The organism is Blastococcus sp. OS1-29 (genome assembly GCF_057628075.1).
In genome coordinates this window covers 202,230-218,744 of record NZ_JBXXJK010000007.1, presented here as the reverse complement: position 1 = coordinate 218,744, position 16,515 = coordinate 202,230, and the positions used below count along the sequence as shown (strand labels likewise).

The window sequence follows — 16,515 nt, the reverse complement described above, 5'->3', positions numbered from 1 at the left end:
AGATTAGGTGGGCCCACCGACAAGGCGGCGGGCCGCGTCGGTCAGTACGGAGGCGGGGTGGTCACGGCGACGAGTCCTGTCGGTGTCGTGACCGTGAGGGTGCCGTCGGGGTCGAGGTGGTGTCGCCAGCCGGGTGCCTGGTGTTTGCCGCGGTGGTCGGTGGTGCAGTAGCCGGCGAGGTTCTGGGCGCTGGTGGGACCGGCGGGATAGGGGCGGTGGTGGTCGAGTTCGCCGCCGCGGGGCACGCGCCGGCGGCAGCCGGGTGCGCGGCAGCGCCGGTCGCGGGCGCGCATCCAGCGGGTCGAGTTCGGCCGAGGGCCGGTAGCCGTCGGTGGGGCCCGGTGGTCCGAGTCCGGGGCGGTCGCTGAGGTCGTGGCGACATCGGGCGGGGTCGCGGCGGCACGCCGGGCGGCCACAGGTGCCGGCACGGATCAGCCCGGGCAGGTCGGTGAGGGCGAGCAGGGCGCCGGAGAGCGCGTCGGTGAGTGCTATTCGGGGCCGATCGGCCAGGCCGCCGCCGCCGGTGGTGGTGAGCAGGTCGCCGAGCAGGTGCCGCTGGGCGTCGGTGGTCGACAGCAGTGCGGTGATGGCGTCCTCGGCGTCGGTGATCCGCGGGTTCGTGCTGGTGTGCCAGGCGGCCTGGTCTGCGTCGTCGGCCGCGGCGGCGGCGCGCACCCGCTGCTGAGCGTGCGCGAGTTTCCGGCCGGCCTGGAAGATCGCCAGGCCGGCCTCGTCGACCGCGGCATCGGCGGCCGCCCACTCGCCGGGCTGTTGCTCCGGCGCGGGCGCTGGATCGGTGGCTGGATCGGCGGCGGACGGCGCCGCGGGCGATGGCGGTTCGGGGTCGTCGACAAGCGGGCCGTCGACGAGCTCGTCGGCGAGCGGATCGTCGGCACACTCGTCGCCGGCGAGCACGCGTCGTTCGGTCTCGGTTCCCCAGGCTTCCAGCTCCGCCCGCAGCGTCTCCTCCCACAGCGCGGCGTCGTCCCTGCCGTCGTCGTCGTGCCGGCCGGCCGGCGTGGGCTGCTGCGGCGCGGCGAGGGCGGCGAGGAGCTGGCGGATCATCTCGGCGGGGACGACCTGGCCGTCGATCTCCCCCGGGGCGTCCCCACCGGCCAGGGTGCCGATGGACGCGACCATGGTGAGCAGCACCTGCACCGGGGGCAGCCCGCTCTCCCCGGGGCGCAGCACCAGGTCGAGCAGGCAGTCGACCATCTTCTGGCCGCGGGTGCGGGGGTCGTCGTCGCCGGTCAGGGTGTCGGCGAGCGCGGTCAGGGTCCGGTGGAGGGCCTGCGCCTCGGGCATGGTCGCGACGACGGTGAGCGTGGCCATGCCGTCGACCCGGTGCGCCTGGAGGTGGACGCCGCGCTCCTGCAGCGCCCGTTCCAGGTCGCGGGCCGCGGCGCGGGCGTCGCGCTTGAGCACTTCCCGCCGCGCCTTGGCGCCCAGCTGCGCCGGCGTGGTCACCCGGCCGGCGGCCCAGCGCAGCAGTTCGGCTTCCACCTCGGCCCGGATGCGGTCGTCGGCGATGGGCGCGACCTTCTCCAGCATCGTCCACAGGTGTCCGGGGTGCAGCGCCCCGGCCTCCAGCGCGGCCAGGGTGCCGGGCAGTCGCTGGACCAGGGTCAGCGAGCGGGTCAGCAGCGCGTCGGCGGCCTGCTCGGTGACCGACAACGCGACCATCAGTTCCCGGCCGGCCCACTCCGACACCGGGCGGAGGACCTCCGGGCGTGCGCTCCACCGCTGCGCGCTCATCGCACCCGGCTCGCCCTGCGCACGGTCGGCGCCGGCGGGGCGGGTGGCGGCAAAGTCCGCGACCGCGCGCGCCCTGATCGCCGTCTGCCGGCCGATCTCCCGGTCGGCCGATTGCACCGCACCCAGCGGACCTTCGGACAGGGCGACGGGCGGTGCGAACTCCGGCCACTCGGTGGACGCCTGCGCCGCACGACGGCGCCGGCCGTACGCCCGCGCCCGCCGGCACGCCTCCGCGTACCAGTCGAAAGGGGGCGCCTCCGTCGTCACCATTCGATCATATGTTCGAGCAAGGTGGCGAGCAAGGCAGCGGCGGTGCCCTGTGGATGACGGCCGCGGGCAGACGAGCGCACCTGGCAGGCTGCCTCCACCTGAGGGACGGAGCACGGAGACGACCGGCCCACTGTCCGCGCCGGAGCAGGAATCGCTGCGGCGCCGGCTCATCCCAGCGCTGGCGCCGCACGCAGCCGTCGCCGTCGATCCCATGCGCGGTGTCCCCGACGCCTGGCGGACGCCCGGGGACACCGCGGACATCGACGTGTGCGAGGCCCGACGAGCGAACGCCGACGCAACACGGGGATCCGTCCATGGGATCTGGGCGCTCGTGGCGCTCGTCCGGCTGGTCGGCCAGACGGTCGATCACCTGCGGACGCCCATGACCGACACGTGGCAACTGGAAGCATCGGCGCGGGGTCGGTTCCGCCGTTGGGCGCGATGGGAGGTACACGGGCCCGAGGCGGCCGACCGGACAGCCGTCGCGGTGGCCGCCGCTCTGCAGAGCGGACAGGTCCCGCAACCGGACGGTGCGGCGTTGGTCGACGTCGTCGACCAGCGTCCGGCCACCGGCCCCCGCCGATCGGCCGGCATCGGCGGAGCGCGCTCGGCCGGCTGACGGCGGGGCGGGCGGTCAGGTGTGGAGTCGGGCGTCGAGCCAGGCCAGCAGGTCGCCGACGACCTCGTCCCGGTTGGTCTCGTTGAAGACCTCGTGCCGGGCCTCGGGATAGACGTGCTGCTCGACGGGCAGACCGCGCTCGGTGAACAGCTGGGCGAGCGCGGTGACCTGGACGGCGTCCTCGCCGCCGACCGGGTCGTGCTGACCGGAGAGCAGCAACACCGGCAGCCCGTCCGGGAGCGTCGCGACGGCCTCCGGGGTGGCGGCCCGGACCGCCAGCGCGAAGACCCCGGCGGCGTAGGCCACGGTCAGCGGCATCTCGTCGCCGCTGAGCGGGTCGGTGACGTACTTGTCGACCTCGGCGGGGTCGCGCGAGAGCCAGTCGTAGCGCGTGCGCGCCGGCTCGAACTTCTCGTTGAAGGCGCCGAGCGCGTCGAGCGCGTGGTCGGCGGCTCCGGCGGCGACGGCCTCCTCCAGCGCCGTGACCGAGTCGGCGAGCTGCGGGGCCACGCCGATCGGCCCCGAGAGCACGAGAGCGGCGAGGTCCGCGCCGTTCCGCTCGGCGCTGGCCAGCGCGATGATCGAACCCATCGAGTGCCCGAGCATCACCCGGGGCACGCCGGGGTGCTGCTCGGCGATCACCAGGTGCAGTGCGTCCACGTCGTCCAGCACGGCGTCGACGCCGAGGCCGCCGCCGAATCGGCCGATGCCGGTGCTCTCCGCCGTCCGGCCGTGACCGCGCAGATCCATGGCCCAGACGCCGATCCTGCGGGCCGTGAGGGCGTCGGCGAGCCGTCCGTAACGGCCGGAGTGCTCGGACGCGCCGTGCACCAGCTGGATGGTCGCCCGCACGTCGCCGTCCGGGAGCCATCGCCGGTACCGGATCCGAGACCCGTCGGCGCCCTGGAGCTGGTGCAGGTCCCCGGTGCTCGCCGTCATCGCGTTCCCCTCATCGAAAATGGGTTGACCCGGCCCCCACAGTCTGAGGCGTGCGGATCACTTTCCAGCGGATGGCCGACCGCCGCCCGGTGGAGACCCGCGTGGAGCGCGACGACGGTGTCGTCTTCTCCCTGCGGGGCGCAGGAGGTGGTGCCGCGCTGCCGCACGACCTGGTGCACGCCCTGGTCGAGCAGAGCCTGCGCATGCCCGACGGGATCTGGGGGTGCATCGCCGACGGGGTCGTCTGGCGCAGCATGCGGCACGTCTCCGGACGCCGGCCCCCGCACGCCGCCGAACGGTCGGAGCGGCTCAAGAAGGAGCGCGCCGCCGCCATCGGCACCGCGGAGGCGGTCGCCGACGTGGTCGGCCGGCTCGCCCGTGAGGAGCCGGTGATGGCCGGCGAGGCGAAGGCGTCCGGGCACTCCGTAAGCGCGCTGCAGGGGACGGCCGACGAACTGGCCGCTGCCGGACGACGCTGGGCGGACCTGACGCCCGGCGCGACCTGGGTGGTGGAGTGGATCCACCGCCCAGGTCGTCGGGCCTGACGGCCGGCCCCTGCGTCAGCTGGCCTTCTTGCGCGCCCGCTTCTTCGGTGCGGCAGCCGCGGCCACCGCGTCGCCGTCCAGGATCTTGGCCAGGTACCGGCCGGTGTGGCTCTCCGGCACGGTCGCCAGGAACTCCGGCGGCCCCTCGGCCACGACCGTGCCGCCACGGAACCCGCCCTCGGGTCCCATGTCGATCAACCAGTCCGCGCTCTTGATCACGTCGAGGTTGTGCTCGATGACGATCACCGAGTTGCCCTTGTCGACCAGACCCTGGAGCACGAGCAGCAGCTTGCGGATGTCCTCGAAGTGCAGGCCGGTGGTCGGCTCGTCGAGGACGTAGATGCTGCGGCCGTTGGACCGCTTCTGCAGCTCACTGGCCAGCTTGACCCGCTGCGCCTCACCGCCGGACAGCGTCGTCGCCGGCTGCCCCAGCCGCACGTACCCGAGACCGACCTCGGTGAGGGTGCGCAGGTACCGGGCGATCGACGGGATGGCCGCGAAGAAGTCGGCGGCCTCCTCGATCGGCATGTCGAGGACCTCGGCGACCGTCCTGCCCTTGTAGTGCACCTCGAGGGTCTCCCGGTTGAACCGGGCGCCCTTGCACACCTCGCAGGGCACGTAGACGTCGGGCAGGAAGTTCATCTCGATCTTCAGCGTGCCGTCGCCGGAGCACGCCTCGCAGCGGCCGCCCTTGACGTTGAACGAAAACCGACCGGGCAGGTAGCCGCGCATCTTCGCCTCGGTGGTCTGCGCGAAGAGCTTGCGGACCTGGTCCCAGACCCCGGTGTAGGTGGCCGGGTTGGACCGCGGCGTGCGGCCGATCGGCGACTGGTCGACGTGCACGACCTTGTCCAGGTGCTCGAGGCCGGTGATCGTGCGGTGCCGGCCGGGGACCTGACGCGCACGGTTCAGCTCGTTCGCCAGGGTCGTGTAGAGGATGTCGTTGACGAGGCTGGACTTGCCCGAGCCGGAGACACCGGTGACGGCGACCAGGACTCCGAGCGGGAATGTGACGTCGATGCCCTTGAGGTTGTGCTCGCGGGCGCCCTTGACCACCAGCTCGCGGCCCGGCGTGAGCTCCCGGCGCTCCTTGGGGATCTCGATCGCCCTCCGGCCGGACAGGTACTGGCCGGTGATCGACCGCTCGCAGGCCAGCAGCTCGTCGACGGTGCCGCTGACGACCACCTCGCCGCCGTGCTCGCCGGCGCCCGGGCCGATGTCGACGACCCAGTCGGCGACCTTGATCGTGTCCTCGTCGTGCTCGACGACGATCAGCGTGTTCCCCATGTCCCGCAGCCGGATCAGCGTCTCGATCAGCCGGGTGTTGTCGCGCTGGTGCAGCCCGATGGACGGCTCGTCGAGGACGTAGAGGACGCCGACCAGGCCCGACCCGATCTGGGTGGCCAGGCGGATGCGCTGCGCCTCACCGCCGGCGAGCGTGGCGGCCGGCCGATCGAGGGACAGGTAGTCGAGCCCGACGTCGACCAGGAAGGACAGGCGCGCCTGCACCTCCTTGAGCACGCGGTCGGCGATCGCCCGCTCCCGCTCGGCCAGCTCCAGGGAGGACAGCCACTCGGACGCGTCGCCGATCGAGAGGCTGGTGACCTCGGCGATCGAGCGGCCGTTCATCTTGACCGCGAGGATCTCCGGCTTCAGGCGGGTGCCGTGGCAGACGGGACAGGGCACGTCGCGCATGTAGCCCTCGTACTTGTCCCGCGCGTAGTCGCTGTCGGTGTCCTCGTGCCGGCGCTCCAGGAACGGCATCACGCCCTCGAACGCGGCGTAGTAACTGCGCTCGCGGCCGTAGCGGTTCTTGTAGCGGACGTGCACCTGGTCCGGGGAACCGTGCAGGATCGCCTTCTGCACCTTCGCGGGGAGCCGCTCCCAGGGGGTGTCCATCGAGAAGCCGAGCTGCGCGCCCAACCCGGAGAGCAACCGCAGGAAGTACTCGTTGGTCATCGAGCTGGCCCACGGGGCGACCGCGCCCTGCGCCAGCGTCTTCTCCGGGTCGGGGATGACCAGATCGGGGTCGACCTCCTTGCGGGTGCCGATGCCGGTGCACTCCGGACACGCGCCGAACGGCGAGTTGAACGAGAACGACCGGGGCTCCAGCGCCTCGAACGACAGCCCGTCGTCGATGCAGGCGAGGTGCTCGGAGAACGTGCGCTCGCGTTGCGGGTCGTCCTCGGGCAGGTCGACGAAGTCGAGGACGACGAGACCGCCCGCGAGCCCGAGCGCGGTCTCGACCGAGTCGGTGAGCCGCCGCTTGGCGCTCTCCTTGACCGTCAGCCGGTCGACGATCACCTCGATCGTGTGCTTCTCCTGCTTCTTGAGCTTCGGCGGCTCGGTGAGCGGGTGCACGACGCCGTCGACCCGGACGCGGGAGAAGCCCTGGGTCTGCAGAGAGCTGAACAGATCGACGTACTCGCCCTTGCGGGCCCGGACGACCGGGGCGAGCACCTGGAACTTGGTTCCCTCCTCCATCGCCAGCACCTGGTCGACGATCTGCTGCGGTGTCTGACGGGAGATCGGCTTGCCGCAATTGGGGCAGTGCGGCTGGCCGGCGCGCGCGTACAGCAGCCGGAGGTAGTCGTAGACCTCGGTGATCGTGCCCACGGTCGACCGCGGGTTGCGGTTGGTCGACTTCTGGTCGATCGACACCGCGGGTGAGAGGCCCTCGATGAAGTCGACGTCCGGCTTGTCCATCTGGCCGAGGAACTGCCGCGCGTAGGCCGACAGCGACTCGACGTACCGGCGCTGTCCCTCGGCGAAGATCGTGTCGAAGGCCAGGCTGGACTTGCCCGAGCCGGAGAGTCCCGTGAAGACGATCAGCGCGTCACGGGGCAGGTCGATGTGGACGTCCTTGAGGTTGTGCTCGCGGGCGCCGCGGACGACGAGCCGATCCATGTGATCCCTGTCAGTAGCTGTGGCCAGATGCATCATCGATAAGGGCCAAGGCCCAAGGTCAGGACGCTGTTCCCTGCCCCCGGCGTGCCCGCTGTGTCACCCCGGTCACGTGCGCTCAGGCGGGCGCCGGGACGGACTGCGCAGTGGGGTCGAAGACGGGTGCGTGGCGGCGCCACGGTTGCAGGCGCTCCAGCTCTCCGGCCAGCCAGAGTAGTCGCGCTTCGGCACCCGGGGGTCCGACGAACTGGACGGCCGCGGGCAGCCCCTCCGGCCGCATGCCACCCGGCAGGACGAGGGCCGGCAGCCCGGCCACGTTCCACGGCGCGGCCCACGGCGCCCAGCGGGCGTTGGCCGTCACGTTGGCCAGGAATCCCCGCTCGTGCCACGGCCGGGCCGCCAGCGGGGCGCTTGCGGTCACCGGCGTGAGCAGCAGGTCGACATCCTCGAAGAAGCCGGCCATCCGCTCGCGGAACCGCTGCCCGGTGGCCGGCCGGGCGAGGCCCGCCCGGCGCATCATCCGGCCGACCCGCGCGTGCACGCGGCTGCGCGGCTGCAGCGCCGTCCGGTCGAGCCCGTAGTGGGTGATGTCGTCGTCCGCGCCGGCCATCCACTGCGCGAAGCCGGCGACGGCCGCACCGGTGGTGATCGGCGGGTCGCGGCGCACGACGGTGTGCCCGGCCGCGACGAGCCTGGCCACGACCGCGTCGACCGCGGCGAGGGTGGCCGCGTCGGCGCGCACACCCGGGACCGGCGAACGGGTGGAGACCGCGATCCGCAGCGGCCGCCCCGGGTCGGTCAGCGGCGCCGGCTCCTCCCCCGCCAGCACCGCCTGGGCCACGGCGAGGTCGCCCACGGTCGTCGCCAGCGCCCCGTTCTCGGCCATGCCCGACCAGCTGTCCGGGCCGATCTCGGAGGGCACCACGCCGCGACCGGGCTTGAGCGTCACGAGGCCGCAGGCGGCGGCCGGGATCCGGAGGGAGCCCATGCCGTCGTTGCCGTGGGCGAGCGGGACGCAGCCCGCCGCCACCGCGGCGGCGCTCCCACCCGAGCTGCCGCCCGGGGAGAGCGCGGTGTCCCACGGGTTGCGGCTGACGGTGCCGGGACCGTCCGTCGTCCCGTAGAGACACAGCTCGGGCACGCGCGTGATGCCGACGACGATCGCGCCGGCCTTGCGGAGCCGGGAGACGACGGGATGATCCTTCGTCGCCGGGACGTCGCTGCCCGCCAGCGACCCGTCGGTGCAGACCTCCCCGGCCACGGCCACGTTGTCCTTCACCGCGATCGGCACCCCCGCGAGCGGGAGCGCGAACCGGGTGAGCGCGGTGTCGATCGCGTGCGCCTCGGCGAGCGCGGCGTCGCGGCGGAGGACCCGGAAGGCACCGACCCGCGCGTCGACCGCCTCGATGTGGTCGAGGTGCGCACGGACGACGTCGACCGCCGTGACCTCGCCGGAGCGCACGAGGCGGGCGATCTCGGTCGCCGGCAGGCCGACCGTCCCGGCGGCGACCTGAGCACGGTCGGGAGCTCCGCTAGCGTCCATGCAGAGGACCGTAACGGCGGTCGCCGACAGTTTCCGATCGGAGTCCCGGATGACCTCTCCCTACACCGGCGACGTGGAGCCCGGGGGCCCCGCGCAGACCCGCGAGCTGCCCGGCCTGACGATCAGCAAGCTCGCGGTCAGCGAGATGGCCAACAACGCCTACCTGCTCCGCGATCCCGCGAGCGGCGAGGCGCTGCTCATCGACGCCGCCGACGATCCCGAGGCGCTGCGTGCCCTGATCGATGACGCCGACCTGCGCACCGTCGTCACCACGCACGGCCACTGGGACCATCACCGCGCCCTTCCGGCCGTCGTGGAGGCGACCGGCGCCGCGACCGTCGCCCACGCCGCGGACGCCGCCGACCTGCCGGTGCCGGTCGCGCGGACGGTCGAGCACGGCGACACCGTCACCGTCGGCGACCAGACGCTGGAGGTCGTGCACCTGCGCGGGCACACGCCGGGCAGCATCGCCCTCGTCTGGCGCGGTCCCGACGACGCCGGCGTGCACGTCTTCACCGGCGACAGCCTGTTCCCCGGCGGGGTCGGCAACACGTGGAAGGACCCGGAGCGGTTCGCCAGCCTCATCGACGACGTCGAGCAGCGGCTGTTCGGCACGCTCCCCGACGAGACCTGGGTGTACCCCGGCCACGGCAAGGACACGACCATCGGCGCCGAGCGCCCGCACCTGGCCGAGTGGCGCGAGCGCGGCTGGTGACCGGTGGTGAACTCGACCGCCGCAGCGTCCTGGCCGCGGGCGGCCTGATCGGCCTGGGCGCGGTCCTGGCCGCATGCACCGGCCAGCAGGAACGGACGGCGGCACCCGGCACGGGCGCGTCGTCCGCCCCGCCGTCGGCCGCGGCCCCCGCCACCACCACGGCACCCCCGCCGCCCTCACCGGTCGACCTGCTCGACGGCGCCGGGACCTGCGCCCTCACGCCGGAGACCATCGCCGGGCCGACCTGGTTCGACGTCCATGCCGTGCGCAGCGACATCCGCGACGGGCGGCCCGGCACGCCGCTGGACCTCGCCTTCCGCGTCGAGCACACCGGGGCGTGCACGCCCGTGCCGGACGCGGTCGTCGACCTCTGGCAGTGCGATGCGCAGGGCATCTACTCCGGGTTCGCCGGCGCGTCACCGGGCCAGGGCGGGCACGCCGGCGGCGTCGACGAGTACGGCGACAAGGAATCGGCCGCGACCACCGCGGAGCGCTTCCTGCGCGGCACCCAGGTCACCGATGCCGGCGGCGTCGTGCAGTTCGCGACCGTCTACCCCGGCTGGTACCCGACGCGGACGGCGCACCTGCACCTCAAGGTGCACCTGGACGGGTCGACCGTCCTGACCGGTCAGCTGTTCTTCGACGACGCCGTCACCGACGGCGTGTACGCCCAGCCCCCGTACGCGCAGCACGCCGGCCGGGACACCCGCAACGACCGCGATCCGTTCTTCTCCCCCGGCGCGCTGCTGCGCCTCGCGCCGGACGGCGCGAGGTGGCTGGGGGCGCTCGTCCTCGGCGTGCCCTGAGCCGGGGGAACGGTCAGTCGCTCTCGTCGTCCTCGAAGAGCCCGATGATCGTGTCGGCCGGCTCGGCGACGTAGAGCGGCACGACCGAGACGTTCCACTCGGGCCGCCTGTCGATGAGTTCCACCGCCAGGTCCCAGGCCATGCGCGCGGCGACCGGACCGAAGCAGGCGTCGTCGCCGTCCTCGCCCACCTCGACCTCGACGAGCCACTGGTCGGAGAGGTCCGCGGCGAGCTCGGCGAAGTCGGGTTCCGATCCCTCGTCCACCTCCGGGGCATCGGCCAGGACGGGATAGATGAGCGCCATGCGGGAACGCTATAGCTGAATGCCCCGGGTCAGGGCGCCGTCGACCACCAGGTGCGTGCCGCTCGTCCGGGCGGACACCGGGCTGGACAGGAACACGACGGCCCGCGCGGAGTCCTCGGGTGTGCCCATGCGCCCGGTCGGGTTGAGGTCCATGGCGAATCGGTAGAGCTCCGGGTTGCCCTGCTCGATCTGCTGCCAGACCCCGCCCTCGAAGTAGGTGTTGCCCGGCGAGACGACGTTGGCCCGCACACCGCGCTCGGCCAGCTGGAAGGCCAGTCCGGAGATGTAGCCGACGATCGCCGTCTTCATGGTCCCGTACGGGCCGGCGGCGAAATCCGCCTCCCGCCCCGAGACGCTGGAGATCGCGACGATCGATCCGTTCGTGCTCGCCTCGAGGTGCGGCAGCGCCGCCTGCACCAGGCGCACGGTGTGCATGAGGTCGACCTCGAACGACGTGTACCAGTTCTCCTCGGTGTCCGGGATGGCCAGGGCGCTGATGTTGGCGACGACGGCGTCGATGCCGCCCAGACGGCCGGCCGCCGCCTCGACCCAGTGCCGCAGGGCCGCGCCGTCCCGGACGTCGAGCTGGACGCCGCGCACGTCCGGCCCGCGGTCCGCGAGGGTCTTCTCCGTCGCCTCGATCTCACCGGCGTCCCGCGCGCAGAACTCCACGTGAGCGCCCTCGTGGACGAACTCCTCCACGATCGCGCGGCCGATGCCCCGGGTGCCACCGGTGACGAGCACCCGCGAGCCGGACAGATGCAGGTCCATGAGGTCTCCTTCTAGAGGGTGGCGGCGCGGGAGCGGAGCTCGGCGTGCAGTCCGCCGTAGGCCGACGCCTGCGGCAGGAGGGACTTGCGGGCCTTGACGACGGCGCTGTAGTTGGCGTCCACGACGTTGGCGATCGGCACCTCGGTGATCTGCGAGAGCAGCTGGTAGGCGTCCATCGGGTGCAGGCCGTAGAGCTCGCCGAACCACCGCACGAGCTCCACCTGGCCGATCCGCCAGGCGTCCTCGAGCGGGCGGCTGGAACCCACGGTCATCCACTGGACGTCGTCCTCCAGCCGCGGCCACAGCGGCGCCCGGCCCTTGATCAGCTCGACGATCAGCGTCGTCGTCATGGCGCCCTCGACCGCGGTGCCGCAGGCCTCGCCCTCGCCCTGCCGGTAGTGGCCGTCACCGACGGAGAACAGCGCGCCCTTGACGTTGACGCCGAGGAAGCACGTCGTGCCGGGCCGCATCTGCGGGGTGTCCATGTTGCCGCCGAAACGCTCCGGCACCAGCGAGCTGCGCACCTCGCCACCGGCCGGGGCCACGCCGACCGTGCCCAGCATCGGCTCGACCGGCAGGTCGATGCGCAGGTCGCTGTGCTGCGCGGCGAACGTGACCGTGTTGCGGGCCCGGTCCAGCTCGTAGATCCAGGTGGTGTCGGGCAGCGGGTCCTGCAGCGTGGCGACCCGGTCGGTGCTCGTCAGCCCGCCGAAGAACGGGATGGCCGCCGACGCACCCCAGTCGCGGGCCGGCTCCATGGCGACGAAGTGCAGCGCCAGGGTGTCCCCCGGCTCGGCACCCTCGACGTAGAACGGCCCCGTCTGCGGGTTGACGTAGCGCAGGTCGACCTTCTCGCTCGACAGGTCCTTGGTCGACCGGAGTGCGCCGCAGAAGGCGTCGTCGGACCACAGCCGCAGCGCCGTCCCGGGCGTGATGCGCCGCAGCGGGGCCACGCCGCCGAAGGTGAACGCGTACTGCTCGACGGTGGGAACGACCTCGACGACGTCCATGGCGCACCCTAGGAACCCGCAGCTCCCGGCCGCAATGCCCTCACGAACGGAGGCGCACGCGCTCCGGCGTCAGTTCGGCCACGGAGGCGACGCCGAGCAGCTGCATCGTCCGGGTGATCTCGCGACCGAGGACGTCGGCCGCCCGCTGCACCCCCCGTTCTCCCCCGGCCATCAGCCCGTAGAGGTAGGCCCGGCCGACCAGGCAGGCGCGCGCCCCGAACGCCACGGCGGCGACGACGTCGGCGCCATCGAGGATGCCGCCGTCCAGGTAGACCTCGGCCCGGTCGCCGACGGCGGCCACGATGGCCGGCAGCTGCTCGAGCGGCGTCGGTGACCGGTCGAGCTGGCGGCCGCCGTGGTTGGAGACGACGACCGCGTCCGCGCCGGCGTCCACCACGGCGCGGGCGTCGTCGGCGTCCAGGATGCCCTTCACGACGAGCGCGCCGGGCCACCTCGCGCGCAGCGTGAGGACGTCGGCGAGTACAGCGGCCGGCTCGAAGACGCGGTCCACGAGCTCGGCGACCGTGCCGCCCCAGGAGCGCAGGGACGCGAACTCCAGCGGCGGCGTCGTGAACAGATCCAGCCACCAGCGCGGGTGCACGGCCGCGTTGACCATTGTCGGCAGCGACAGCGCCGGGGGGATCGTGAAGCCGTTGCGGACGTCGCGCAGCCGCGGTCCGGCCACCGGGGTGTCCACGGTCAGCACGAGCGCCTCGTAGCCGGCGGCCCGGGCCCGCTCGACGATGGCGTCGCTGGCGTCCCGGTCCCGCCACAGATAGAGCTGGAACCACCGGCGCGCTCCGGGGGCGGCGTCGGCGAGGGCCTCCACCGACGTCGTGCCCATGGTCGACAGCGCGTACGGGATGCCGACCCGCTCCGCGACCCGGCCGACCGCGGGCTCCCCCTCGGTGTGCATGAGGCGGGTGAACCCGGTCGGCGCGAACACGAGCGGGAGGGCCGACCGCTCACCCAGCAGCGTGGTCGACGGGTCGACGACCGAGACGTCGCGCAGGACCCGGGGAGCGAACTCGACGCGCTCGAACGCCTCCCGGGAGCGCCGGAGACTGATCTCGGCCCCCGCGGCACCGTCGGTGTAGTCGAAGACCGCCCGCGGCACACGACGCCGGGCGATCTCGCGGAGGTCGCCGATCGTGGCGGCGCGTGCCAGCCGCCGGTCGGTCGCGTCGCCCGGGAGACGCCGCGGGCGGACGACCTCGCGCAGCTCCGACCAGTGCGGCAACCGGCGCTCTCCCACGCGGGAACACCCTGCCAGGCCGGACGCCTCTTCGGCAGGTCAGTCGACCCGGACGGCGCGGACCGTGAGGGGCTCGGCGACGGCGGACTCCACCGGTCGGGCGGCCTGCGGCGCGTCCGGTGCTGCGGTCGGCAGCCATCGTGCCCACCAGCGCAGCACGTGCTCCAGCCTGGCCAGCCGGTGCCGCGGCCGGCCCGAGCGGGACAGTTCGTGGCCCTCTCCCGGGAAGAGCAGCAGTTCCGACGGGACGCCGCGGCGCTTGAGCTCCACGTACAGCCGCGCCCCCTGCTCCAGCGGGCAGCGCCAGTCCTGCTCGGAGTGGATGACCAGCGTCGGGGTGGTGATCGCCGGCGCACCGGTCATCGCGCTCTGGGCGGCCAGCCGCTCGGGGTCGGTGCCGAGGTACTGGTCCGGGAAGTTCCACCCGATGTCGGAGGAACCCACGAAGCTGACCGGGTCGAGGAAGGCCCGCTCGCTGATGGCCGCCGCGAACCGCGCCGTCCGGCCGATGAGGAAAGTGGTCAGGTAGCCGCCGTAGGAACCACCCATCACGCCCACCCGGTCGGCGTCGAGGGCCGGATCGGTCAGCGCGTCGTCGAGGAAGGCCAGGACGTCGGCCGCGTCGAGCTCGCCGAAGCCGCCCGTGATCGCCCGGCCGTGTGCCTCGCCGTAACCCGCGGACCCGCGGGGATTGCACTGCACGACCGCGTAGCCCGCCGTCACGTACGTCTGGGTCTCGTCGAACAGCGACCAGCCGTACTGGGCGAACGGACCGCCGTGGATGGTGAGCAGCACCGGGTGCGGTCCGGGTCCCGGTGGCGTCGTCACCCAGCCGTGCACCGGGTAGCCGTCGGGCGCGGTCGCCGTCCGTTCCCGCATCCGGTGCAGCCGTCCGGTCTCCCCCAGCTTCTGGCCGAAGGCGGTCAGCAGCCGACGGCGGCCCGGGGTCAGCGCGATCAGCTCCCCCGCGGACCGGTCGTGCGCGACGACCGCGACCACCACACCGCCGGCCGCGGCGATCCCACGGACGGTGAACGACCCCTCGATCAGCGTCTGGGGCGGTCCACCGTCCACCGGGACGCGCAGCAGCTCCACCGCCCCCTCGCGCTGGATCCCGACGAGGACGGCACCGTCGCTCACGACGGTCGCGGGCGTCTCGTCACCCCGGTGGTGCCGCGCGGGGTCCAGCAGCGGACGCAGCGCGCCGTCGTCGGCCACCCGGCACGGCACGGACTGCCGGGCCACGAAGTCCAGCCCGTCCGGTCCGAGGTCGGGAACGGCCGTGACGTACAACCGCCCGTCCGGCCCGAACGCCGGCAGCGCGCACTCCCCCGTCGACGCGGTCACCCGCCGCAGGCCGGTGCCGTCCGGCGCGATCGCGTAGACGTCGCGGACCAGGTCGACGTCGGCCCGGGGGTGCTGCGCCGACACGAATGCGAGCTCCCGGCCGTCCGGCCGCCAGGTGACCTCGACGCAGTCGGCGGTGCCGGCGGTCACCTGCACCGGCTCGGCGAGCGGGGCGGCGTCGTCCTCGAAGTCCGCCGGAAGGTCCAGGACGAAGACCTGGCTGGGCCGGTCGGCCAGGAATCCGACGTCGTCCGCCCGGTACTTCAGCGTCGTGATCAGCCGTGGGGGCTCGGCCTCCGACCCGACGCCCTCGACCGTTCCGTAGCGGCCCTCCTCGGGCACGCGGGCGACGTACGCGAGCCGGCGGGAATCCGGCGCCCACACCGGGGCTCCCGCGCCCAGGTGGTGGTCGGTCAGGCGTCGCGGCTTGCCTCCGGCGGTCGGCAGCAACCACACCTGCGGCTTCCCGCCGGGCTCGGCGCCCAGGTAGGCCAGCCAGCGGCCGTCCGGCGAGAACGCCGGCGCGGTGTCCCGCGCCCCGCTGGTTATCGGCCGCGCGGACGCCGACCCGTCGGTGGGCACCGCCCAGAGCTGACTGCGGTACTCGTCGGCGTCGAGATCGGGCCGGCTCACCGCCACGACGGCCATCCGCCCGTCGGGCGAGACCGCCGGCACGCCGGGGATGCGCAGGAGCGCGAGGTCGGTCGGCCGCATGGCCAGCGACGCTAGTCGAGCCGCCCGGCAGCACTCTCCGCCGCCGGCAGCGACCCCCGGGTCTTCAGCAGGCTGGCCACGGTCGCCACCACCAGCACGCCGAGGATCACCACGAGCGACAGCCAGATCGGGATGGCCGGGACGGCGTGCACCGGCTCGCCGCCGTTGATGAACGGCAGGCTGTTCTCGTGCACGGCCTCGAGCACCAGCTTGACGCCGATGAACGCGAGGATCACCGCGAGCCCGAGCGACAGGTAGACCAGCCGCTTGAGCAGCCCGCCGAGCAGGAAGTACAGCTGGCGCAGCCCCATCAGGGCGAACACGTTCGCGGTGAACACGATGAACGGCTCGCGGGTGAGCCCGAAGATCGCCGGGATGCTGTCGAGGGCGAACAGCAGGTCCGTCGTCCCCAGGGCCAGGAAGACGACGATCATCGGCGTCCAGAACTTCTTGCCGTTCTGCAGGACCCGGATCTTGCTGCCGTGGAAGTCCGACGTGATCGGCAGGACCGTGCGCATGCGCCGGATGAAGGCGTTCTCCTCGTAGTCCTCGTCCTCCCCGCGGTGCCGGACGAGGTTGATCGCCGTGTACACGAGGAAGGCACCGAAGATGTAGAAGACCCAGGTGAACCGCTCGATCACCGCGGCGCCCAGCAGGATGAAGATCCCGCGCAGGACGAGCGCGATGATGATGCCCACCATCAGCGCCTCCTGCTGCAGCTTCCGGGGCACCTGGAAGCGGGCCATGATGATCACGAAGACGAACAGGTTGTCGATCGACAGGCTGTACTCGGTCAGCCAGCCGGCGTAGAACTCCCCGGCGAACTCGCCTCCCGTGACGAGCAGCAGGACGACGCCGAAGACCAGGGCGAGCGCCACGTAGAAGCCGACCCAGAGGCTCGACTCCTTCACCGACGGCTCGTGCGGTCGGCGCGCGACGATCGCGAGGTCGGCGAGCAGCAGGACGGTGAGCCCCACGAACGTCGCGATCGAGAACCAGGTGGGCAGATCCACGGAAA

14 protein-coding genes are annotated in these 16,515 nt (G+C 73.1%); 4 read left to right on the top strand and 10 right to left on the bottom strand.

The genetic code is table 11. From position 1 onward, the window contains the following. Positions 1–3: 3 nt before the first annotated feature. Complete coding sequence (locus AC2H4J_RS18905; RefSeq protein WP_487466440.1) at positions 4–2,022, bottom strand: DUF222 domain-containing protein; 2,019 nt, start codon at positions 2,020–2,022, stop codon at positions 4–6. 334 nt (positions 2,023–2,356) lie between these two features. Between AC2H4J_RS18905 and AC2H4J_RS18900 the strand changes: the two genes are divergently transcribed. Then, complete coding sequence (locus AC2H4J_RS18900) at positions 2,357–2,644, top strand: hypothetical protein (RefSeq protein ID WP_487466439.1); 288 nt, start codon at positions 2,357–2,359, stop codon at positions 2,642–2,644. Between the two features lie 15 nt (positions 2,645–2,659). Here the strand turns inward: AC2H4J_RS18900 and AC2H4J_RS18895 are convergent, their stop codons facing one another. Further along, positions 2,660–3,583, bottom strand: a complete 924-nt coding sequence (locus tag AC2H4J_RS18895; protein WP_487466438.1) for an alpha/beta fold hydrolase — start codon at positions 3,581–3,583, stop codon at positions 2,660–2,662. A 50-nt stretch (positions 3,584–3,633) separates the two neighbouring features. Between AC2H4J_RS18895 and AC2H4J_RS18890 the strand changes: the two genes are divergently transcribed. Beyond that, on the top strand, positions 3,634–4,128 hold the full coding sequence (locus tag AC2H4J_RS18890; RefSeq protein ID WP_487466437.1) for a hypothetical protein: 495 nt from the start codon (positions 3,634–3,636) through the stop codon (positions 4,126–4,128). Positions 4,129–4,143: 15 nt separating this feature from the next. Here AC2H4J_RS18890 and uvrA read toward each other — a convergent pair whose 3' ends face one another. Together uvrA and AC2H4J_RS18880 are read right to left on the bottom strand one after the other, a co-directional pair. Then, on the bottom strand, positions 4,144–7,035 hold the full coding sequence (gene uvrA, locus AC2H4J_RS18885; RefSeq protein WP_487466436.1) for an excinuclease ABC subunit UvrA: 2,892 nt from the start codon (positions 7,033–7,035) through the stop codon (positions 4,144–4,146). A gap of 115 nt (positions 7,036–7,150) precedes the next feature. Continuing rightward, a complete protein-coding gene (locus AC2H4J_RS18880; RefSeq protein ID WP_487466435.1) occupies positions 7,151–8,575 on the bottom strand; it encodes an amidase in 1,425 nt (474 codons plus the stop codon). Between the two features lie 49 nt (positions 8,576–8,624). Between AC2H4J_RS18880 and AC2H4J_RS18875 the strand changes: the two genes are divergently transcribed. Further along, positions 8,625–9,290: an MBL fold metallo-hydrolase gene (locus tag AC2H4J_RS18875; protein WP_487466434.1), complete on the top strand. Its 666-nt coding sequence runs from the start codon at positions 8,625–8,627 to the stop codon at positions 9,288–9,290. Beyond that, entirely contained in the window at positions 9,269–10,096 is an 828-nt protein-coding gene (locus AC2H4J_RS18870) for an intradiol ring-cleavage dioxygenase (protein ID WP_487466433.1), read from the top strand. Before AC2H4J_RS18875 ends, AC2H4J_RS18870 begins: the two co-directional genes overlap by 22 nt. Before the next feature lie 13 nt (positions 10,097–10,109). Here AC2H4J_RS18870 and AC2H4J_RS18865 read toward each other — a convergent pair whose 3' ends face one another. Genes AC2H4J_RS18865 through AC2H4J_RS18840 form a run of 6 tightly spaced genes read right to left on the bottom strand, consistent with a single transcriptional unit; the run spans position 10,110 to position 16,510 of the window. After that, positions 10,110–10,400, bottom strand: a complete 291-nt coding sequence (locus AC2H4J_RS18865) for a hypothetical protein (protein WP_487466432.1) — start codon at positions 10,398–10,400, stop codon at positions 10,110–10,112. A gap of 9 nt (positions 10,401–10,409) precedes the next feature. After that, a complete protein-coding gene (locus AC2H4J_RS18860; RefSeq protein WP_487466431.1) occupies positions 10,410–11,171 on the bottom strand; it encodes an SDR family NAD(P)-dependent oxidoreductase in 762 nt (253 codons plus the stop codon). 11 nt (positions 11,172–11,182) lie between these two features. Continuing rightward, on the bottom strand, positions 11,183–12,181 hold the full coding sequence (locus AC2H4J_RS18855; RefSeq protein WP_487466430.1) for an acetamidase/formamidase family protein: 999 nt from the start codon (positions 12,179–12,181) through the stop codon (positions 11,183–11,185). A 40-nt stretch (positions 12,182–12,221) separates the two neighbouring features. Next, positions 12,222–13,436 carry an alpha-hydroxy acid oxidase gene (locus AC2H4J_RS18850; protein WP_487466429.1) on the bottom strand — a complete coding sequence of 405 codons (1,215 nt, stop codon included), beginning with the start codon at positions 13,434–13,436 and terminating at the stop codon, positions 12,222–12,224. A 39-nt stretch (positions 13,437–13,475) separates the two neighbouring features. Continuing rightward, positions 13,476–15,497 carry a S9 family peptidase gene (locus AC2H4J_RS18845; protein ID WP_487466428.1) on the bottom strand — a complete coding sequence of 674 codons (2,022 nt, stop codon included), beginning with the start codon at positions 15,495–15,497 and terminating at the stop codon, positions 13,476–13,478. 11 nt (positions 15,498–15,508) lie between these two features. Next, a complete protein-coding gene (locus tag AC2H4J_RS18840; protein ID WP_487466427.1) occupies positions 15,509–16,510 on the bottom strand; it encodes a TerC family protein in 1,002 nt (333 codons plus the stop codon). Positions 16,511–16,515 lie beyond the last annotated feature (5 nt).